20 protein-coding genes are annotated in these 20,058 nt (G+C 45.9%); 18 read left to right on the top strand and 2 right to left on the bottom strand.

Annotated features, from left to right (window positions below; all coding sequences use genetic code 11):
- Positions 1–16 precede the first annotated feature (16 nt).
- Entirely contained in the window at positions 17–847 is an 831-nt protein-coding gene (locus tag OB236_RS27520) for a purine-nucleoside phosphorylase (RefSeq protein ID WP_262686799.1), read from the top strand.
- A 42-nt stretch (positions 848–889) separates the two neighbouring features.
- Positions 890–1,738, top strand: coding sequence for a purine-nucleoside phosphorylase (locus tag OB236_RS27515; RefSeq protein ID WP_262686798.1), 849 nt, complete (start codon positions 890–892; stop codon positions 1,736–1,738).
- Between the two features lie 106 nt (positions 1,739–1,844).
- Here OB236_RS27515 and OB236_RS27510 read toward each other — a convergent pair whose 3' ends face one another.
- The gene (locus OB236_RS27510) at positions 1,845–3,074 is read right to left on the bottom strand and encodes an MFS transporter (RefSeq protein ID WP_262686797.1); all 1,230 of its coding nucleotides are present in this window, start codon (positions 3,072–3,074) and stop codon (positions 1,845–1,847) included.
- Between the two features lie 217 nt (positions 3,075–3,291).
- Here OB236_RS27510 and OB236_RS27505 point away from each other — a divergent pair, with 217 nt between their 5' ends.
- The 8 genes from OB236_RS27505 to sigF all read left to right on the top strand — a co-directional run bounded on the left by OB236_RS27505 (position 3,292) and on the right by sigF (position 10,676).
- Entirely contained in the window at positions 3,292–3,696 is a 405-nt protein-coding gene (locus OB236_RS27505) for a flagellar protein (RefSeq protein ID WP_262686796.1), read from the top strand.
- Between the two features lie 221 nt (positions 3,697–3,917).
- Positions 3,918–4,295, top strand: coding sequence for a cupredoxin domain-containing protein (locus tag OB236_RS27500; protein ID WP_076227776.1), 378 nt, complete (start codon positions 3,918–3,920; stop codon positions 4,293–4,295).
- 87 nt (positions 4,296–4,382) lie between these two features.
- The gene (locus OB236_RS27495) at positions 4,383–6,146 is read left to right on the top strand and encodes a methyl-accepting chemotaxis protein (RefSeq protein ID WP_262686795.1); all 1,764 of its coding nucleotides are present in this window, start codon (positions 4,383–4,385) and stop codon (positions 6,144–6,146) included.
- Between the two features lie 89 nt (positions 6,147–6,235).
- Positions 6,236–7,567, top strand: coding sequence for a pyrimidine-nucleoside phosphorylase (locus tag OB236_RS27490; protein ID WP_262686794.1), 1,332 nt, complete (start codon positions 6,236–6,238; stop codon positions 7,565–7,567).
- A gap of 193 nt (positions 7,568–7,760) precedes the next feature.
- The gene (locus OB236_RS27485; protein WP_262686793.1) at positions 7,761–8,942 is read left to right on the top strand and encodes a D-alanyl-D-alanine carboxypeptidase family protein; all 1,182 of its coding nucleotides are present in this window, start codon (positions 7,761–7,763) and stop codon (positions 8,940–8,942) included.
- Between the two features lie 168 nt (positions 8,943–9,110).
- Positions 9,111–9,464, top strand: a complete 354-nt coding sequence (gene spoIIAA / locus OB236_RS27480; protein WP_076227768.1) for an anti-sigma F factor antagonist — start codon at positions 9,111–9,113, stop codon at positions 9,462–9,464.
- Entirely contained in the window at positions 9,461–9,907 is a 447-nt protein-coding gene (spoIIAB, locus tag OB236_RS27475) for an anti-sigma F factor (protein ID WP_076227766.1), read from the top strand. The genes spoIIAA and spoIIAB overlap by 4 nt, the downstream gene beginning before the upstream one ends.
- A 13-nt stretch (positions 9,908–9,920) precedes the next feature.
- Positions 9,921–10,676, top strand: a complete 756-nt coding sequence (gene sigF / locus OB236_RS27470) for an RNA polymerase sporulation sigma factor SigF (RefSeq protein ID WP_076227764.1) — start codon at positions 9,921–9,923, stop codon at positions 10,674–10,676.
- A gap of 114 nt (positions 10,677–10,790) precedes the next feature.
- Here the strand turns inward: sigF and OB236_RS27465 are convergent, their stop codons facing one another.
- Complete coding sequence (locus OB236_RS27465) at positions 10,791–11,003, bottom strand: DUF378 domain-containing protein (protein WP_076227762.1); 213 nt, start codon at positions 11,001–11,003, stop codon at positions 10,791–10,793.
- Positions 11,004–11,173: 170 nt separating this feature from the next.
- Here OB236_RS27465 and OB236_RS27460 point away from each other — a divergent pair, with 170 nt between their 5' ends.
- From OB236_RS27460 to OB236_RS27425, 8 genes are all read left to right on the top strand, one after another.
- The gene (locus tag OB236_RS27460) at positions 11,174–11,812 is read left to right on the top strand and encodes a stage V sporulation protein AA (protein WP_240413938.1); all 639 of its coding nucleotides are present in this window, start codon (positions 11,174–11,176) and stop codon (positions 11,810–11,812) included.
- Positions 11,809–12,234, top strand: a complete 426-nt coding sequence (locus OB236_RS27455; RefSeq protein WP_076227757.1) for a stage V sporulation protein AB — start codon at positions 11,809–11,811, stop codon at positions 12,232–12,234. The genes OB236_RS27460 and OB236_RS27455 overlap by 4 nt, the downstream gene beginning before the upstream one ends.
- Positions 12,235–12,260: 26 nt before the next feature.
- Positions 12,261–13,934, top strand: coding sequence for a spore germination protein (locus OB236_RS27450; protein ID WP_262686792.1), 1,674 nt, complete (start codon positions 12,261–12,263; stop codon positions 13,932–13,934).
- A gap of 85 nt (positions 13,935–14,019) precedes the next feature.
- Positions 14,020–15,351 (top strand): diaminopimelate decarboxylase, encoded by a 1,332-nt coding sequence (gene lysA / locus OB236_RS27445; protein ID WP_262686791.1) that lies wholly within the window; start codon positions 14,020–14,022, stop codon positions 15,349–15,351.
- A gap of 81 nt (positions 15,352–15,432) precedes the next feature.
- On the top strand, positions 15,433–15,864 hold the full coding sequence (locus OB236_RS27440) for a peptidylprolyl isomerase (protein ID WP_076227749.1): 432 nt from the start codon (positions 15,433–15,435) through the stop codon (positions 15,862–15,864).
- Between the two features lie 181 nt (positions 15,865–16,045).
- On the top strand, positions 16,046–16,315 hold the full coding sequence (locus OB236_RS27435; RefSeq protein ID WP_076227746.1) for a hypothetical protein: 270 nt from the start codon (positions 16,046–16,048) through the stop codon (positions 16,313–16,315).
- 263 nt (positions 16,316–16,578) lie between these two features.
- Positions 16,579–18,381, top strand: a complete 1,803-nt coding sequence (locus OB236_RS27430) for a cache domain-containing sensor histidine kinase (RefSeq protein ID WP_262686790.1) — start codon at positions 16,579–16,581, stop codon at positions 18,379–18,381.
- Positions 18,382–20,016, top strand: a complete 1,635-nt coding sequence (locus tag OB236_RS27425) for a response regulator (RefSeq protein ID WP_262686789.1) — start codon at positions 18,382–18,384, stop codon at positions 20,014–20,016. It abuts the gene before it with no gap.
- Positions 20,017–20,058: the final 42 nt, after the last annotated feature.

Below are 20,058 nucleotides of genomic sequence, written 5' to 3'. Positions count from 1 at the left end.
GAGGAGGCTTAAAGCGATGGGAGATCAAGCATTGCTCGGGAGCATTAAGGAAGCCGCACAATATATTCGTACCCAATATCCAACTGCACCTCAAATCGGTCTGATCCTTGGGTCAGGCCTGGGTGTAATAGCTGAATTGGTAGAGAATGCAACGGTGATTGCTTATCATGATATTCCGCATTTTCCGGTGTCAACTGTCGAAGGGCATGCAGGTGAACTGCTGCTCGGAACCATTCACGGTAAACACGTGCTCTTGATGAAGGGACGTTTTCATCTGTATGAGGGCTACGGGGTTGATGTGGTTTCATTCCCGGTCAGGGTGATGAAGGAGTTGGGTGTGCAAACCCTCATCGTGACAAATGCGGCAGGCGGGGTTAACACCTCGTATGAGGTCGGCGATCTGATGGTAATTAAGGATCATATCAACTTTACATTCCGCAACCCGCTCATCGGACCTAATTTCAGTGAGTTGGGAGTTCGTTTTCCCGATATGTCGGAAGCTTACAGCCGCCGTCTTCGACAAACAGCTCATGAGGTCGCCTCAGAGCAGGGTCTGAAGCTGCCGGAAGGCGTGTATGCAGGATTAACCGGACCTACCTATGAAACCCCAGCAGAAATCCGTATGCTGCGCACGCTGGGGGCTGACGCGGTTGGCATGTCCACCGTAGCTGAGGTTATAGTAGCGCGACATGCCGGGATTGAAGTATTAGGGTTTTCCTGCATTAGCAATATGGCTGCTGGTATTCTGGATCAGCCTTTATCGCATCAGGAGGTCATGGAAACGACCGAGCGTGTCAAACCGAAGTTTCTGCAATTGATTCTCGGTATTGTTGCCAAGCTTGGCTAGCTATGAGTAACGGATAGATACAAGGAAAGGGATTGAACGAATTTGGAAACGAATTACTTACAACAAATACAAGAGGCAGCGGAATGGATTCGTGAACGTCTGGATGGTCTTGTCCCACAAATCGGTCTCGTTCTGGGCTCGGGCTTGGGTGATATGGCTAATCAGGTCGAAGCACCTTTAACGATTGCCTACAATGAAATTCCACATTTTCCTGTATCCACGGTTGAAGGTCATGCGGGACAGTTTGTTATAGGAACGTTAGAAGGCAAGTCGGTTATCGTGATGCAGGGACGTTTTCATTATTATGAGGGCTACTCGATGAAAAAAGTAGTTTTTCCTATATACGTGATGAAGCAACTGGGCGTTCAATCGCTTGTGATTACGAATGCCGCAGGCGGCATGAACCGTGAATTTCAGGCGGGCGATCTGATGCTAATTTCCGACCATTTGAATATGACGGGAGATAATCCATTAATCGGGTTTAATCATCCGGAGCTGGGAGTTCGCTTCCCGGATATGTCAGAAGCCTATAACCGTGAGTACCGCGCTTTAACTAAAAGAATAGCTGAGAGTATGCGCCAGGAGCAAAGCGCTATTCGATTGCAGGAAGGCGTCTATAGCGGAATTAGCGGTCCGAGTTACCTGCCGCCAGCAGAGCTGACCATGCTAGCCCGTTTGGGCGGTGATGCGGTTGGCATGTCCACGGTAGGCGAGGTGGCTGCTGCACGTCATTGCGGTTTAAAGGTGCTTGGTATTTCCTGCATCACTGATATGGCGATTGGCGAGGAGCTTGAGCCCTTGACGCATGAGCAGGTGGTAGCCGTGGCGAATCGGACGAAGCCGATGTTTATTGAGCTGGTGAGAAGGTTCGTAGCTCAGGTGAACGTGTAAGTATAAGTTAGCTGCATCTGTAAACACAAATATCCCGGACCACTGATAAGGTGGAACGGGATATTTGTGTTGAAGCAGGATTGAGGTACTGTTCATGAATCTGCGGTTAATTGGGAGCTGACTGCCGGTCATCTGCTTCTTTAGCCCACTCGGCAAGCTTACGGTCAGAGGGCAGGAATATAGCAAGCAGTCCGAGGAGTGGAAGGAAGGCGCACAGCTTGATCACATAGTCAATGCTTGTGGAGTCTGCCAGCATGCCAAGCAGAGCAGCGCCAAGACCTCCGGCTCCGAAGGCAAGGCCGAAAAAGAGGCCGGATACGGTTCCGATGTTGCCAGGAAGCAACTCTTGGGCGTAAACAACGTTAACCGAACCGCTGGACATGATCGTAAAACCGATAATGATGCAAAAAACGATACTGATTTGGAAATTAACATATGGAAGTAGGAATGCAAACGGCAGTGCCCCGAGGATGGAAAACCAGATCACATTGCGACGTCCCCATCTGTCGGATAATGGACCGCCGAAAAAGGTCCCGGCCGCACCTGCAGCCAAAAATGCAAACACACACAATTGCGCTTCCTGAACAGAAAGCTGAAAACGTTCGATGAGATAAAAGGAATAAAAACTGGTGATCCCTGCCAGATAAGCCATCTTGGAGGTGAGAATCAGCACCAAGATGGAAATGGCCGCAGTCACTTTACCGCGATTTGTAACGGCCTTTCCTTTAGAAGAATGATCCCGCTTTTTAACCGTATTCACGCGCAGCTTGCTGCTGTACCACTTAGCAGTATACATTTGAATACCCAGAGCAAGCGCTGCTAGTAGAGTGAACCAAATAATTCCAAACTGGCCGAGAGGCACGAAGATAAGCGCGGTCATTATCGGTGCCAATGCCTGCCCCGCATTGCCTCCTACTTGAAATATGCTTTGAGCTAACCCTCTTCTTGCGCCAGCTGCCAAATAAGCAACCTTGGCTGATTCCGGATGAAATATGGATGAGCCGATTCCGACGAGGATGGCTGAACCCAGCATTGTCCAGAATCCGAACGCAAAGGCCATCCCGATGACTCCGATTAAGGTAGCCACGACGCCAAGCGGCAGCAGATAAGGCTGTGGCTTCCTGTCGCTGTATAAACCGACAGCAGGCTGAAGAACCGATGCCGTTAAATTTAAGGCGAAAGCGATCAATCCAAGCTGTGAATATGACAAGGACAACGATTCTTTAATAATTGGAAATATAGCGGGAACGATAGATTGTATGGTGTCATTTAACAAATGAACCATGCTGACTGCGATCAAAATACCAAATACCGTTTTATTCGTTTTCACCTGCATAGGGCAGCCCTCCTCACGATAATTAATTTTGGAAAGTATAGCATAAGATGAACTGCTTATGTTTAAAAATCTGTTAGTAACCCAAATAAATTACCTGAAGTAACAGTCTCAGGAAAATAATTTATAAAATAATCTTGATTTATATGTATTAGTACCTACAATCGTGCTATAATTGGTGCAATGGAACTACATCATTTTGGGGTAGGAAGTGACAATCATGAGTATTTTGATGGTAGCCAATTGTCCCGGTTGCGGTAAAGTATTTCAAAAAAACCTGCGTAATCTGTGTCAGGATTGCGTAAGTAATCTCCAGAATGAATTCGACGTATGTGATCGTTATCTGCGTAGTAACCGCAAAGCCACTACGGAGCAACTGAGTGAGGCGGTTGGAGTTTCTGTTAAACAAATCATAATATGGATTAAGGATAAGCGTTTGCCTGTTACTGATTATCCTAACTTAACATACCCTTGTAATAGTTGCAGAGAACCGATTAGACAACAAGAGATGTGCTATCCCTGCCGCAGTCGTTTAACCAAGGATATTCGTGAAATGCAGGAAAAGGATGGGAGCAGGGTCCAGCAGGGCTTTGGTTTCAGAAGTCGTGTAGGCGGTCGATTCTAGATAGGCTTGTTAAACTTTCGCCAACAGGTGGAGGTTTTTTTGTTTTTTTGCTTAAATATGATAGAATGTCAAAGGTAGCTGTGAACGGATTGCAAATTGTCACAAACTTTTCACCGGAACCACCCAAAAGGGAATAGGTAAAGCTGGGTTCATTAGGTACAATGATAGTATACGAATTTGAAGAAGGATTTTTTACGCAAAACATTTAGGGGGATTTATTGATGACAAAGTGGATTATGTTTAGCTGTATTATTGTTGCCTGTTTGCTTGGAGCGGGTGTGTTGTTCCAGGATATTTCGGTACGTCAGTCAGAAATGGCTTCACAAGCTCATGCCGGACCTCAATTGAAATTCATTGCTTCGAACTTTCAATTTGATCAGGCTGAATATAAAGTGAAAGCTGGCGAAAAAGTTACGGTTTCCCTTTTGAACAAGGAAGGTCTGCATGCGATGGAAATCGTAGGTCTGAACGTGAAATTGGACGGCACAACCAAATCGGCTGAGGTTACCTTTGACAAACCGGGCACTTATGAGGTGCATTGCATTCTGCCTTGCGGTACCGGACATGCTAACATGAAATCGACATTAATTGTGTCATAGGATTATAAAAAGAAGCCGTAAAGGCTTCTTTTTTTCTGCGAAAAATAGTATCTTTACCTATATGTTGGTTGTGAGAGGCGGGTAATTATGAGTTTGATTACATCATTCAGAAAACATTTAGTGCTTCGAATTGTAGCAGCGATCACGATTGTCATCCTTTTGCTGTCCGGTGGATACATCTTGTTGCAAATTCTGAACACGAAGAGTGCGGCTCAGGAGGTTATTACCGATAACGGTATGAGAACAGCTTACAGCTATGCAGCACAGCTGGATACCCGACAATACGAGGATTTCTTGACGAATCCGCAGGAAAATGAGCTTTACTGGAAGCTGCGATCAGAGCTTGACCGTTATCGTACTCAGATTGGTGCCATGTATGTGTATTTTGTCAGAATTGATGAGCAGCAAAAGCCTTTACTCATGATTGATGGCCAGCCGCGGAGCTCGCAAACCGCATCACCGATTAATGAAGTAACTGATATCCCCAAGGATGCCGTGGCTTTGCTGATGAAGGGAGAGAATGCGAGTTCGGATTTAATTGAAGATGCCAAATATGGTAAATACATATCTGCCTATGCACCGGTTAAGGATGCAAATGGTAAATTAGTCGGGGTATTAGGGATAGATACCGCGGCAGCTGTAGTCGATAGTATTACCATGAACGTTCTGGGAAAAAGCATTTTCTTTTATATACTGATGCTGGTTGTGACACTGGCTAGTCTTGGATTCATTGTTTGGTTCGTTGTTCGCGCACTGCGTCCTCTAAGAGTCATTACCTCTAGTGCCGAAAGTATGGCAACAGGTGATTTGGCTCAGGCCAAGGTGATTTTATCATCAAATCCAGTCAAGTCGGAAGACGAAATCGGAACTGCCTACCAAGCTATGGTTATGATGTCCGGAAATTTGAATGAAATTATTCGTACGATCATATCCCGGATTGCCGAAACGTCCGATCAAATGGTTAACTCGTCTGCAAAGTTTAACGAGGATGCCGTCGTTATGCTGGATATGAATGTTATTATCAAAGAAACGATACAGCAAATTATGGATGGTGCCCGTTCCCAAAAGCTGAGTGCGGATGACAGCGCTCAGGCGATGGAGGAGATTGCAGTCGGCATCCAACGTATTGCGGAATCGTCGATGACGGTATCCGATGCTGCGGTCATTGCGCTTGAGGTTGCAGCAGCCGGTAAGGAAACGAGTATGAAGATGAAGCATCAAATTGATAGTATTTATTCAAAGGCTGAAGAAGCTGTTAACAGAGTGGCTGTTCTCAAACAATATTCGGCCAAAATCGAAGGTGTCTTAAGCGCTATCACTGAATTTTCGAGTCAAACGAAGCTGCTTGCCCTGAATGCTTCCATTGAAGCTGCCCGTGCAGGTGAGCATGGTAGCGGGTTCGCGGTTGTAGCTGGAGAAGTCCGGAAGCTTGCTGAAGCATCTTCTGCCTCTGTGCAGTCCATTGCGTCCTTGCTGCACAATATTGAGGAAGAATCTCAACGAATTGGCGACAAAATGGATGATGCAGCGAATGAGATCAGGGAAGGGGTTGCTTTGTCCGAGATGGCTGAGCAGTCTTTCGAACGTGTTGTGGAAGTGTTTCGTTTGGTCACGATGCAAATTCAGGAGGTATCCGCTGCTGCACAACAGATGTCGGCCGGATCCGAGGAGGTTGCGGCATCCGTCAACGGTATTGCCTATATTGCCAAGGAAGTATCGGAGCAGACTGATCATATTCATGATTTAACGAATCAACAGCTTGATAAAATGCGCCACGTTGCGGATGCCTCTTCCATCTTGAGCGTGATGACTCATGATATGATACAAGCTGTACAGCAGGTTAAAGTGTAGCTGTGCATATGGGGTAAAACTAGGAGTCTGTCCCTATGTATGATAATATTTAACCATCCATTCATAAAATAGCGATGAGGTGGCTGGCGATGAGAACGGTTGAACTGATTCAAAAAAAACGTGATGCTGAGCAGTTAACGACAGCGGAAATCGATTATATGATTCAAGGCTATACAAAAGGGGACATTCCCGATTACCAGATGTCGGCTTGGGCGATGGCCATATATTTCAACGGTATGACCGCTAAAGAAACAGCAGATTTGACGCTGGCGATGGCACGATCCGGTGATCAGGCGGAGCTCGGTTCCATTCCAGGAGTCAAAGTGGATAAACACAGCACAGGTGGTGTTGGCGATACGACGACACTGATTCTGGCTCCTCTAGTGGCAGCGGCAGGTGTGCCTGTAGCCAAGATGTCAGGTCGCGGGCTTGGTCATACAGGTGGAACGATCGACAAGCTGGAAGCTATTGCAGGCTTTAAGGTAGAACTGGGCAAGGAGCAGTTTTTGCAGCAGGTGACCGATATCGGAGTTGCGGTGATCGGCCAATCCGGCAATATGACACCCGCGGACAAAAAGTTGTATGGACTACGTGACGTTACAGCCACGATTGAATCGATTCCTTTAATTGCAAGCTCGATCATGAGCAAGAAGATTGCTTCGGGCGCTGATGCGATTGTGCTGGATGTAAAAACCGGCAATGGCGCTTTTATGAAGTCATTGGAGGATTCGATTAAGCTGGCTCAGGCTATGGTAGAAATCGGTGAAGAGGTTGGCAGAGAAACCGTAGCCGTAATTACTAATATGGATGAACCGTTGGGTGAAGCGATCGGTAACGCACTTGAAGTTCGTGAGGCTATAGAAACACTGCAGGGCCGAGGCCCTGCAGATTTGACCGAGCTTTGTATCGTACTGGCGGCTCACATGGTCGTGCTGGGAGGCAAAGCGGCAACTTACGACGAAGCCAAGGTGAAGGTGACCGAACTGCTGCACAATGGGTCCGCATTAGCCAAGCTGAAGCAACTTGTAGGCGCTCAGGGCGGGAATGAGGCGATCATCGACAGTCCGGAGCTATTAGTATCCGCGCCTTATCAGGTGCCTGTCATGGCTGCAGAGGATGGCACTGTCTCTCGGATTGATGCTGAGGCACTGGGTGTTACCGCCATGCTGCTTGGAGCCGGTAGAGCGACCAAAGAGGACCAGATCGATCTTGCAGTCGGTATGGTACTTCGTAAGAAGGTCGGTGACTCTGTTAGGTCTGGCGAGATGTTAGCGGAGCTATATATGAATAACAATGAACCGATGTTTACAGAAGATATGACTCAACGTACACGTTCAGCATTTACCCTGGTTACAGGCAGTGCTGCCAGATCTCCGCTTATTTATGCGATTGTTTCCAGGAACGGCGTTGAGATGATTTGAACGGCATGACCCTACACACCCTATAAGCTGGACTGAGCACCCTTTGCTTCGATGCAAGAGGGTGTTTTTTTGTGCATGCTGCGGGCAGGTTATCATCCTGTTTTCATTTTCCAACGTTTGGAATATTTAAGGAGAATTTCGTCAACAATGAATAGAAGTAGTTTAACCTTTAGAATGGAGGGATAGAAAAGGTATGTTTACGAAAACAATCAAGCTGTTGCTATGCATTCATTTACTTGTGGCTTGTAGTTTACCCATTGCTTGGGCTGAAGAAAAGCAGCAGCCTAATCAGACAGTAGATTTGGCTCCGAACGCATCTTCAGCGGTTACGATGGATGTAGACACAGGTACAGTCATATTTGAAAAAAACAAGGATGCGAAGCTGCCGCCAGCGAGTATTACCAAAATCATGACGATGCTGCTCGTGATGGAGGCCTTGGATCAAGGTAAGATCAAGATGACAGATAAGGTCCGCACAAGTGAATATGCGGCATCGATGGGAGGCTCGCAGATCTTTCTGGAGCCGGGTGAGGAAATGACGGTTCAGGATATGATGAAGGGGATCGCAATGGCGTCAGGCAATGATGCCTCCGTCGCAATGGCTGAGAAGCTTGCCGGCTCAGAGCAAGCCTTTGTACAGATGATGAATGACCGTGCAGGCCAGCTGGGAATGAAGAACACTCATTTTGTCAACTGTAACGGACTTCCTGCAGATAACCATTACTCCTCTGCTAACGATATCGCTTTGATGTCTCGCGAGCTGTTGAAGCATGAGGAAATCACGCAATTCACCGGAACGTATCAGGACTATTTGCGGAAGGATACGGCCAAGCCCTTCTGGCTCGTGAATACGAATAAATTGGTCCGTTTTTATAGCGGAGCAGACGGCTTGAAGACGGGCTACACAAGTGAGGCCAAATTTTGCCTGTCCGCTACTGCCAAAAGAGATAATTTTCGAATTATTACCGTCGTTATGGGTGAACCCAATACCAAGACTCGTAATGCCGAAGTATCGAATCTGTTTGACTATGCTTTTTCACAATATATGAGCTATCCGATTTACAAAACCGGCGATTCGATCGGTGAGCTTAAGATCAGCAAGGGCGAGCAGTCGGTCGTGCCGCTGACGGCCAAGCATTCCTACAGTATGCTGCTGAAGAAGGGCGAAGCCGGTAGTGACATTCGTCATGAGGTACAGCTGCTGCCAGATTTAAAGGCACCGATCGCGATTGGTCAGCCCATAGGTAAAATCGTTGTGTACAAAGGGGATCAGGTGCTCTCTGAATTTCCGCTGGAGTCATCGATAGAAGTCAGCAAGGCTGGCTGGTGGGTGCTGATGAAACGAAGCGCCAAACAATTATTTTTTATAGACTAATGCAGTAACCTTGACATAAGAACGACCAACTGCTCATATAGGCTGGCTGCTTCCCGATCATGTCGCATTTCTTTGCTTTCTGGCACATTTCTTCTAGTTTTGTCGAGTGGCAGGAAAAGGGAATTCCTGTGTAGAAATGGTGTGCATGAAAGGGAAGGAGTGAGCAGCGTGAGTCTGCATATTGAAATAGAGCACCACCGTACAGCAATCATTGTCAGGCTGAAGGGTGAGTTGGATCATCACACGGCCGAGACGGTTAAGTTGCGTATGGAAGAGGCTCTGAATAAGAGTAATGTTAACCATATGATTCTGAGCTTTAAGGAATTGTCCTTCATGGACAGCTCTGGTCTTGGGGTCATTCTGGGACGCTATAAGCAGATTAAAGCCAGGGATGGAAGGCTGGTTGTTTGCGATCTGAACCCGGCTGTACATCGATTGCTGGAGATGTCAGGGCTATTCAAAATTGTGTCCACTTATGATAACGAAAAACAGGCTCTTGGCAGTTTGGAGGCCGTATCATGAGTGAACGGAATTTTATGACCCTCCAGTTTGCCAGTCGATCCGAAAATGAATCCTTTGCACGAGTGACGGTGGCAGCTTTTGTAACGCAGCTTGATCCGACTCTGGAGGAATTAACGGATATGAAAACCGTCGTATCTGAGGCGGTTACCAATGCGATTATTCATGGTTACGACAATCATCCTGACTGTGTGGTCACGATTGAAGCCGAGATCGAGGATGACACGTTATATTTAACGATTGAGGATCAGGGTGCAGGCATTGCCGATTTAGAGCAGGCCAAGCAGCCGCTGTATACGACCAAGCCAGAGCTTGAACGCTCAGGAATGGGCTTTACGATCATGGAAAATTTTATGGATGAGATCGAAGTGACAACAGCCATCGGCGTCGGTACAAAAATCAAAATGAAAAAGCGAATTGAATCTAAAAAAGCTTTGTTCAATTAGGGGTCGATTCTATATGGATGTCGATTTGAAACATGCTTCTCACCGATACCTGGATGATAGCGAAGTCAAGCGCTTAATTGCATTAAGTCAATCCGGTGATTCACTTGCCAGAGAAACACTGGTCAATTGTAATATCCGTCTGGTTTGGTCGGTTGTGCAGCGATTTTTGAACCGGGGCTATGAGGCCGATGATCTGTTCCAGATTGGCTGCATCGGATTGCTCAAATCGGTCGATAAATTCGATTTATCTTACGATGTGAAATTTTCTACTTATGCGGTACCTATGATTATTGGTGAGATCCAACGCTTTCTTAGAGATGACGGTACACTCAAGGTGAGCCGCTCACTGAAGGAGCTTGCTAATAAAATCCGCAAAACGAAGGACGAACTATCGAAAAATAATGGTCGTCTACCCACAATTAAGGAAGTTGCTGACGAACTGCAAATCACACCAGAGGAAGTGGTATTTGCTCAGGAAGCGAATAAGCCACTAGCTTCGATTCACGAAACAGTGTTCGAAAACGACGGAGATCCCATTACGTTGATTGATCAAATTGCCGATGAAGGCCAGGATAAATGGTTTGAAAAACTCGCCTTGAATGAAGCGATTGGAACCTTAAACGAACGGGAGCGGCTGATTGTCTATCTGAGATATTATCGCGATCAGACCCAGTCCGAGGTAGCGAACCGATTAGGCATTTCGCAGGTTCAAGTGTCCAGGCTGGAGAAAAAAATCCTCCAGTCGATCAAGGATCAGATTGCCCAATAAGTGATTACCTTGTAGTTCGAACAGAAAAAAATGGCCTTCAAACTTATGGTTTGAGGGCCACTTTTTATGGATTGTGCAATACTGCATAGCCGCACTTCGATTTACACCCTCGATCTATCTGGCTTTTTTGGTCTCATCCGAAAATAAATATTTCAGGCAGTACAGACCGCACAAGCCTACGATTGCATACACGATACGGCTGAAGCCGGAGGATGCGCGATGAACCTCTCCACCGAATATCGCTGTAACAAGGTCCCATTGAAATAAACCGATAAGCAGCCAGTTCAAAGCCCCTATAATAACGAGCGTCAATGCGAATTTTCCCATAATTCATAACTCCCTTCCTTCTAGCAGGATTTACGACCTTACGATTACTTTCCCATAAAGAGCGATAACTTATACAAGTATCAAGAGAATTATTGCCATGACCGTTGGCGATTAGGAGAGGAGCTTTTTTTTCATACTATGGGATAAATACGCAAGGGAAGTGATGGGGCATGATAACCGGTACTACCGGTGCAACTTTGTATATCCGTTTACGCAAAAGAATGTGTATACGTCGGGGGGACCCGGTTGTACTCGGTGCTGTCGCGCAAATGCTGGTTGATGCTGAATACGAACCCTCCTTGCAAATGCTGCTGCTGCATCGTCCGCGGGAGCATGAAGGCAGCATGCTGTTGATCGATATGATGCTCATTGTGAGTAAAATTAAAAAACTGTACCCTTTTATGCAAATTGAGCATTTTGGTGAACCGCATTGTCTGATCGAAATCAAGGATGAGCGTAAGCCTCCGAGGTTGATTTGGATTGCTCTTGTGTGGCTGCTTTTGTTCGTCGGATCGGGCTTAGCCATTATGAACTTCCATGCAGATGTCAGTATGGGGGTTGTCCATCAACGTATTTACAGGCTGCTTACAGGGGAATGGGCAGAATACCCGCTCTTACTGCAGATTCCGTATTCAATCGGAATTGGTGTGGGAATGATTATATTTTTTAACCACCTGTTCAAAAAGAAATTCAATGAGGAACCCAGTCCTCTCGAGGTGGAAATGTTTATGTATCAGGAAAATGTAAATCATTACGTCATTACCGAGGAGTATTGCAGAATCCATGAAGCGGAGGATGAGCCCAAATGAATCAGTGGTGGCTAATCCCCGTACAGCTGTTTATTGGATTGGCGGGTGGAATCGCTGTGGGCAGCGGGATGGTTGCCTTTCTCGTTGTGCTGGATATCATTCCGCGGCTGGCTCAAATAACTCGTTCCTACCGGCTCATTCGTGCTTATGAATGGTCCGTCATAGGCGGTTCGGTGTTTTTTACACTGTCAGATTTTTTCGTGTGGTCCTTTTCATTACACCCGTTGACAGCAGTCTTGCTCGGCTTGTTGGCGGGAGGGTTTGTTGGCATGCTGGCAGGGGCATTGACGGAGGTAATGAACGTGCTGCCCATTCTCGCCAAACGGGTGGGGATGGCCTCCTACATGCTGTGGCTGCTGATGGCCATGGTATTCGGAAAAGTGCTGGGGTCATTGCTGGATTGGCTGCACGTCCTGGGTTAACTAACAACATGTGAGGTGGGAGTGTTATGAAAAAAATGTGGACGCGTCCAAAGCAAATGCAAGGCTCTGTCGGAGAAGATTCGGATCGGACTGATGATGAGCCTCTTGTCATTGATGCCGAAGGCAATATTACTGAATCAGAGAACAATAAGCAATCCGTAGTCAAACAGACCCAAAAATCGGCGAAAGAGGACAGCATAGCTACCGAATTTGATGCTTTAAAAAAGATACTGGAGCATAGGGTTGGGCTGCATACCAGCTTTGATGTTGTATTTCGTGAGATGGTGTTTGGCGGAAAAAAAGCAGGGATATTTTATTATAACGGTTTTGCCAAGGATAACGTGCTTACGATGGTGCTGGACCGTTTGTCTACGGCGGAGCATGTTAGTGATCATGCCAAGGATGAAGCGATTACGGATATCCCGATTCAGCATGAGGTCGGTCACTCTGCGGGACAGGACACGATTCAGCTCTTCATGGACGCTTTGATACCCCATATTCAGGTGAAGCAGACTGACAAATTGAATGAAGTTATCGATGAGGTGGCGATGGGAGCTACCGGATTTTTCTTTGAAGGGTCCGCGGCAGCTATTGTTGTTGATGCCAAAAGCTTCCCGGTTCGCTCGACAGAGGAGCCTGATTTGGAACGGGTTGTACGGGGATCACGCGATGGCTTCGTGGAAACGCTGCTCACTAATGTTACGTTGGTCAGGCGCCGGATTCGTGATCCGCGTCTTAAGCTTGAGATGCTGCGTGTCGGGCGTCGAACTCATACGGATGTGTGTCTGGCCTACATTGATGATATTTGCGATCCGGCTTTGGTTGAAGCGATACGTGATAAAATCAATCAAATCCAGGTTGAAGGTCTGCCTCTGGCTGAAAAACAGCTGGAAGAAGCCCTTGTGGGCAAAAGTTGGAATCCGTATCCGATGGTTCGGTATTCGGAACGTCCAGATGTCATTGCGGTTCATCTGCTTGAGGGGCATGTTACTTTGTTTGTGGATACTTCGCCTAGTGTAATTATATTGCCGGCAACCTTTTTTCATCATGTGCAGCATGCAGAGGAGTATCGACAAACGCCTATGGCAGGAACTTACCTGCGTTGGGTTCGATTTCTTGGAATCGCCGCCTCGCTGTTCTTACTGCCCCTCTGGTTTTTGCTTGTGAGCTCGCCTGAGCTGAAGCCAGTCGGAATGGACTTTATCGGTCCACAGGAAGCCGTAAAGCTGCCGCTGTTGGTGCAATTTTTAATAGCCGAGCTCGGAATAGATCTGATGCGAATGGCTGCTGTGCATACTCCTGCGCCGCTCACAACAGCAATGGGCTTGGTGGCTGCGGTACTGGTTGGAGAAGTAGCGGTTAAGACGGGGCTGTTTGTAAATGAGGTGATCTTATATCTGGCTGTTGCCGCCGTAGGCACGTTCGCTACACCGAGCTATGAACTTGGGCTCGCCAACCGATTGACTCGACTGATGCTGCTGATTGCTTCTGCAATATGGAAAGTTCCGGGTTTCGTCATCGTTTCTACGGTTTGGGTCATCTATCTGGCGACACGAAGATCGTATAATGCCCCCTATTTGTGGCCGTTCATACCGTTTAATGTAAAGGCAATGCGGGAAATTGTTCTTCGTAGGCCATTCCTTGCTGTCAAAACCAGAATGAGTTTAACCAAACCTGCGGATAGCACCAGACAGCCATAATCAAGGTGGGCTCAATACATATTGTCAGCTCATGCCCCATTATGGTATTTTAGATATAATGTCAACGGGGAGAGGGAAATTAAATATGTATTTGCATGGAACGAGTACAATTAACGATTATGGGCATTTGCAAGTTGGTGGATGCGATACAACGGATCTGGTAGAGCGCTTTGGAACTCCGCTGTATGTTATGGATGAAGCATTGATCCGTCAAAGATGCCGTGAATATGTAGAAGCTTTTCGCGAAACAGGCTTGAAATTTCAGGTTGCCTATGCAAGTAAAGCATTTTGTGTGATGGCCATGTGCCGCTTGGTAGAAGAAGAGGGAATGTCTTTGGACATTGTGTCTGATGGGGAGCTGTATACAGCACTACAGGCCGGATTCCCAGCTGAACGGATACATTTTCATGGAAATAACAAGACGCCTATGGAAATTGAAATGGCCATTGATGCAGGGATTGGCTGCTTCGTGGTCGATAATTTGGTGGAGCTTCATATGTTGAATGCCATTGCGGGGCAGAAGCGTCAGAGAGTGAATATTTTATTCCGTATTACACCTGGCGTTGAGGCTCATACGCATGAATATATTTCTACAGGTCAAACGGATTCGAAATTTGGATTGGATTTGGATAATGGCTCTGCCTACCATGCCATTGAGGAAGCCACCAAGCTCCCTTATATTAAGCTGTTGGGCGTCCATTCACATATCGGGTCGCAAATTTTTGAGGTACAAGGATTTCAAATGGCTGTTGATAAAGTTATCGGCTTCGCGGCTAAGGTTCGCGATGAACTGAAGGTCGTATTCTCCGTAATTAATTTGGGAGGCGGGTTCGGTATCCGCTATGTCGAGGGCGATACGCCGCTGCCGATTTCTCAATATGTCAAAGCGATCGCTGAATCGATTAGCAGCAACTTTAGCCGTTATGATTACCCAACACCGGAAATCTGGGTGGAGCCAGGCCGCAGCATCGTTGGAGATTCAGGTACAACCTTATACACGGTAGGTACGCACAAGGATATCCCGGGCGTCCGTAAATATGTAGCTGTTGATGGTGGTATGACCGATAACCCGCGTCCTGCCTTGTATCAATCCCGTTACGAGGCCATGCTTGCGAATCGGGCTACTGAGAAGGAAGAAGAGCTTGTATCGATAGCCGGCAAATGTTGTGAGAGCGGAGATATGTTGATTTGGGATGTTACGCTTCCTGAGGTTCAGTCTGGCGATATCTTGGCTGTATCCTGCACGGGTGCTTACAATTACGCAATGGCCAGCAATTATAACCGGATTCGCCGTCCCGCAGTCGTATTTGTGAATAATGGCGAAGCCGAGGTTGTGGTTGAACGTGAGTCGTATGAAAACATTGTCGGCAATGACCGTATCCCGGCGAGAATGAAGCAAACCACAAAGTCCTTGTAGTCTAGCATTTGTGCAGAGCTGCAGGATGTAGTACAATAAAACACATTGAACAGGAAGATCACAAAGGAGTGTACATTTTACATGTCAAAACAAGCACAAATTAAACTTGCCAATGGCGGCGAAGTCGTTATCGATTTATTTGAAAAAGATGCACCTAACACAGTAGCGAACTTTGAAAAATTAGCAAATGATGGTTTTTATGATGGCCTCGTATTTCATCGTGTAATTCCTGGTTTTATGGCACAAGGTGGTTGTCCTACAGGTACAGGCACTGGCGGCCCAGGCTACAAGATCAACTGTGAAATCAATCCAAACAAACATGAGCGTGGAACACTGGCTATGGCGCATGCAGGCCGTAATACAGGTGGAAGTCAGTTCTACATCTGTTATGGTCCACAACCACATCTGGATGGTCAACATACCGTATTCGGTAAAGTGACTTCAGGTATGGAGCTTGTTGACCAATTCAAAGGCAGAGACCAAATGGAATCCGTCAAAGTGGTAGAAGTTTAATTGCTGACCAAGCATCGCTTATTTGAAGCTATAGCCGAGTTCCCTCAACCAAGAAGGGGCTCGGCTTTTCTTGTTTGGAAACGATTTGAATAAATGATCCTATTCTATCATGTAAATGACTTCCATATATGCTATATTGACAAGGATTGTTAGTAGTAGTTGAGAAGGTGAGGTCAATCACATGGATAAAGCGAAATACATAGCTTCAATTGAACATGTGGACGGTACGGTCAAGACCATTAAAGAGATTTCAATATTTTGTGATCCATCCACATCACCGAATGTTGGAGATTTTATTCAGGCATTCAAGGAGCAAGGCATGGATATGGAGCTTAAGGATTATATCAATATGGTGTTTGTTCCTGTGGACCGAGCCAGCAATGATCATGTATCGATTCGTATTATTCGAACTTTCAAGGATTTGACGTACCACGTAAATAAAAGAAAATAAAGACGTTGCCATGGTAAAAACCTTATTAATTAAGGTTTTTTGGCGCGTTTGGTAACCCGTACCGCAACTCCTCATTCTCCGTTGTCCAACAAACCTGTGCGAGTCACAGGATCATTCCAAATTCGTAAACAAGCTAATCGAGATCATAATTATGTCATGTTTATGTTACATTAAATAACGTTGTTGGTAAGTTGTTTTCTAGACAATTTAGGTTCTTCTTGTTAAGATAATGTTAAAAATCATCTTGCAAACGGGGCGAAACTATGCGTTTTTTTCAAAAAAGCATCCGTCACAAACTAACTGTTTTGCTCTTGATCTCGACGATTGTTCCCATCACCTCTTCAATTTTTATTACGGATTCATATACCAAGGAATCGTTAAAAGAGCGTGCCATCGAAGAAAATACTCACCTCATTTCCGAAGGAAAGACCAACATCATTAATTATTTGGATACGGTGAAAAATGCTTCCTTGAGCATTTACTCGAACGCAACCCTGGACAGTATTTTGACAAAAGGATTTGCCGATTACCAGAGTGAGTCTTATATTTTTACGATTATGCAGATCGTTTCCCGCTCGGCGAATGATATTTACCAGGTCTATCTGAACATCAGCGATAATCAGAGCTCTTATGTGTTATATCAAAATAATTTTAAACGGGGACCGATTCAGTATGAGCCGTCAGCAAACAGGGCCATAGCGCCCTATGCGGTTTACACAGAAGGAACGCACAGGAGTCACGATTACGGGATCATTCAGGTTCCAATGGCGGTTCCAGAAATGGTGTTTACGATCCATCGGCCATTTTATCGGGTTCCGAGCAATGAGCAGATCGGGCTGTTGTCCATAGACGTAAAGTTGGAAGCGTTAAGCAAACTGACTGCTCAATTGTATGAGAAAAATAATGAGGATTTATACATTCTTGACGAAACCGGAACAATCATTTATGCAGGGAAAGAGACCTACCTTGGCGCAGCGCCTACCGAAGCATGGATCAAGCAGCTTTTGGACAACCCTGATGATGCCGGATATATGGAATGGAATCAACGTGAATTTTCGGGCATTATGATTTACACCAAGCTATCCACGTCTTATCTGAATTGGACGCTTGTCAAGCGCATACCCTATTCGCATCTATACGAATATGCTCGAAATTTGACCTTTATCAACACAATTGTAGCGGCAATCTTTCTCACAATTGCGATGATAGCGGTATTAATGGTTTCATTACGATTAACTAGACCGCTGAAGCAGTTGATTTCGCATATCAATAACATCCAGGCCGGCCAACTGGAGGAAACAATCGTTATTAACCGTACGGATGAAATTGGAATTCTGGCCAAGCGTTTCCGGACGATGATGCACACAATCAATGACTTGATTTTAAGGGAATACAAGCTGAATTTAGCGAACAAAACGATTCAATTGGAGATGCTTCAGGCTCAAATTAACCCCCATTTTATGAATAATGCGCTGCAATCCATCGGTAATCTGGCTTTGGAAAGCCAGGCGCCTCAGGTCTATACCCTCATATCTTCATTGGGACAAATGATGCATTACAGCATGAACACCAAAGAAACGATCGTTCCACTATCCATGGAGATTGACTATGTCAACTATTATTGCATGCTTCAGCAGCAGCGGTTCGAGGATAAGCTTTCCTTTGAATTTGATATTTGTGAGCAGACGAGTTCTTTTCAGGTACCCAAAATGATCGTACAGCCCATTGTCGAAAACTTTTTCAAGCATGGATTTTATATTACGAATAAAAGAGTCGGCGTGGTCAAAGTAAGAACCAGGATAGAGAAAGCCAGGTTGCTTATCATAGTGGAGGACAACGGGATCGGTGTTTCGGACGAGAGACTTCAACAGCTGCGCCACAAGTTAACCCATCTGGATGAAAGCGGAGAAAGGCTTGGGGAAAGCATCGGATTGATGAATATTATGTTCAGGCTGCGTCTTTATTATGGAGAGCAGGCCAACCTGGAGCTTGGCAGCATTCATCCTTATGGACTACAGGTCATACTGAGCATTCCAATCATGGGAATAGACAAGGGGGCATTATAGATGAAAGTACTTATTGTCGATGATGAAAAGCATGTACGGAGCACCATCCGCCTGCTCACAGATTGGAGTGCTCTGGATATTGAGACTGTTCTGGAAGCGGAAGACGGTCTGGAAGCGATAGAAATCATGGAGAGAGAACAGCCGCAGCTTGTCATCACGGATATGATGATGCCCTTAATGACGGGGATCGGGCTGATGGAATGGATGGATTCTCATGCGGTTACTTGTAAAAAGATTGTGATTAGCGGGCATAATGATTTTGAGCTAATGCGCCATACGCTTAAATATGGGGCTACGGATTATTTACTTAAGCCAATTGTTGCCAAGCAATTGCATGATGCTATTCAAAAGGCAGTCGACAGCTGGAAGGAAGCCCATCAGGAGCGGGTGCGCCATCAGTATCAAAGCATGGAAGTTATTGAGCTCAAATCGATCTACAGGGACAAGCTTCTGTCCAATGTCATTATGGAGCCTGTCGGATATCGCAATGAATTACAGCTGTTAATCAAAGAGTTTCCACAGCTAGCCAGTGTTCATTCCTGTATGGTTGCCGTTATCAATCTGCAGGACGTCCAGCGTGATATTCAAGAAAAGTATGCTTCCAATATGGGTCTGCTCATATTTTCTCTGCTTAATATTTGTAATGAATTTCTACACAAAGCTCAAATGGGTATTGCCTTTCGTAATTTGAATAGCAATCAGGAAATTGTCATTCTGGCCTGGGAACAATTAGTGAATGCGGAAGCTGTCCTGGAGCGTATTCAGCACGGAATCGCAAGGGTGCTTAAGGCATCATTCGATATCGGCATCAGCTCCGAGCTAGCCTTTCCAGACAACCTGCAGGAAGCCTATAATCAAGCCAGGCAGGCGCTAGGCCAGCGAAATCTGCTCGATACTTCGACCCGGAAACATAGCTATCAGGTAGGTGTTGTATTGCGTATCGGCTCATTGAGATTCAGTGATTACGAGGAGGCTATCAGTCTTGCGATGAAGAGTGGCAGGCCGGAGCAATTACAAGTGGTCATACAAAAATGGTTTGATGGTATGGACAAGCTGGACAAAATATCGATGGATCAGCTTGATCTATGGCTGGACGCCTACAAGGTGTTGAAGGCGCGCTGGATGGAGGAGTTTTACGAAGGGGCCGAGCCGGATCAGCTATTGCCGACGGAAGATACGGATTTCATCATTCCAATGGATCATAATGGTCAGTTTTCATCAGCTTTATTTCAGCAGGAATTTACTAATCACTTGACCGAATTGATGCGGTTGTTCTTGAGCAAAAAGGTCCAAAGCGGACATACGATGAATGAAATTGCCAAATATATTCAATTAAATTACTACCGCAACATTACGCTTCAGGATATATCCACCAAATTCCATTTGAACCGGGAATACATTTCTCGCAAATTCAAGCTGGAACTCAAGGAAAACGTTATTGACTATCTGAACAGAATACGTATCGAGAAATCCAAGGTACTGCTATTGAACCCTCAAATCAAAATAGTCGATGTGGCGGGCAAGGTAGGTTATCAGGATGAAAAGTATTTCAGTAGGGTTTTTAAAAAATTGGAGGGACAAACGCCCAAAGATTTTCGTGTACAAATGAATCGGGAATCTCCACTATCTATGTGAAGTGTTGGGAGATTCCCCCGCTTATCCTCTCAATCGACCCAG

The organism is Paenibacillus baimaensis, assembly GCF_025567575.1.
The sequence above is the reverse complement of the archived record's forward strand: the minus strand, read 5'-3'. Positions and strand labels throughout refer to the sequence as shown.

Coding starts and splice junctions, on each gene's coding strand:
- OB236_RS27455 (WP_076227757.1), top strand. CDS start 11,809: ATGAATCAGTGGTGGCTAATCCCCGTACAGCTGTTTATTGGATTGGCG.
- OB236_RS27485 (WP_262686793.1), top strand. CDS start 7,761: ATGTTTACGAAAACAATCAAGCTGTTGCTATGCATTCATTTACTTGTG.
- OB236_RS27430 (WP_262686790.1), top strand. CDS start 16,579: ATGCGTTTTTTTCAAAAAAGCATCCGTCACAAACTAACTGTTTTGCTC.
- OB236_RS27425 (WP_262686789.1), top strand. CDS start 18,382: ATGAAAGTACTTATTGTCGATGATGAAAAGCATGTACGGAGCACCATC.
- lysA (WP_262686791.1), top strand. CDS start 14,020: ATGTATTTGCATGGAACGAGTACAATTAACGATTATGGGCATTTGCAA.
- OB236_RS27510 (WP_262686797.1), bottom strand. CDS start 3,074: ATGCAGGTGAAAACGAATAAAACGGTATTTGGTATTTTGATCGCAGTC.
- OB236_RS27440 (WP_076227749.1), top strand. CDS start 15,433: ATGTCAAAACAAGCACAAATTAAACTTGCCAATGGCGGCGAAGTCGTT.
- OB236_RS27490 (WP_262686794.1), top strand. CDS start 6,236: ATGAGAACGGTTGAACTGATTCAAAAAAAACGTGATGCTGAGCAGTTA.
- OB236_RS27505 (WP_262686796.1), top strand. CDS start 3,292: ATGAGTATTTTGATGGTAGCCAATTGTCCCGGTTGCGGTAAAGTATTT.
- OB236_RS27520 (WP_262686799.1), top strand. CDS start 17: ATGGGAGATCAAGCATTGCTCGGGAGCATTAAGGAAGCCGCACAATAT.
- OB236_RS27495 (WP_262686795.1), top strand. CDS start 4,383: ATGAGTTTGATTACATCATTCAGAAAACATTTAGTGCTTCGAATTGTA.
- spoIIAB (WP_076227766.1), top strand. CDS start 9,461: ATGAGTGAACGGAATTTTATGACCCTCCAGTTTGCCAGTCGATCCGAA.
- OB236_RS27460 (WP_240413938.1), top strand. CDS start 11,174: ATGATAACCGGTACTACCGGTGCAACTTTGTATATCCGTTTACGCAAA.
- OB236_RS27435 (WP_076227746.1), top strand. CDS start 16,046: ATGGATAAAGCGAAATACATAGCTTCAATTGAACATGTGGACGGTACG.
- OB236_RS27465 (WP_076227762.1), bottom strand. CDS start 11,003: ATGGGAAAATTCGCATTGACGCTCGTTATTATAGGGGCTTTGAACTGG.
- OB236_RS27450 (WP_262686792.1), top strand. CDS start 12,261: ATGAAAAAAATGTGGACGCGTCCAAAGCAAATGCAAGGCTCTGTCGGA.
- sigF (WP_076227764.1), top strand. CDS start 9,921: ATGGATGTCGATTTGAAACATGCTTCTCACCGATACCTGGATGATAGC.
- OB236_RS27500 (WP_076227776.1), top strand. CDS start 3,918: ATGACAAAGTGGATTATGTTTAGCTGTATTATTGTTGCCTGTTTGCTT.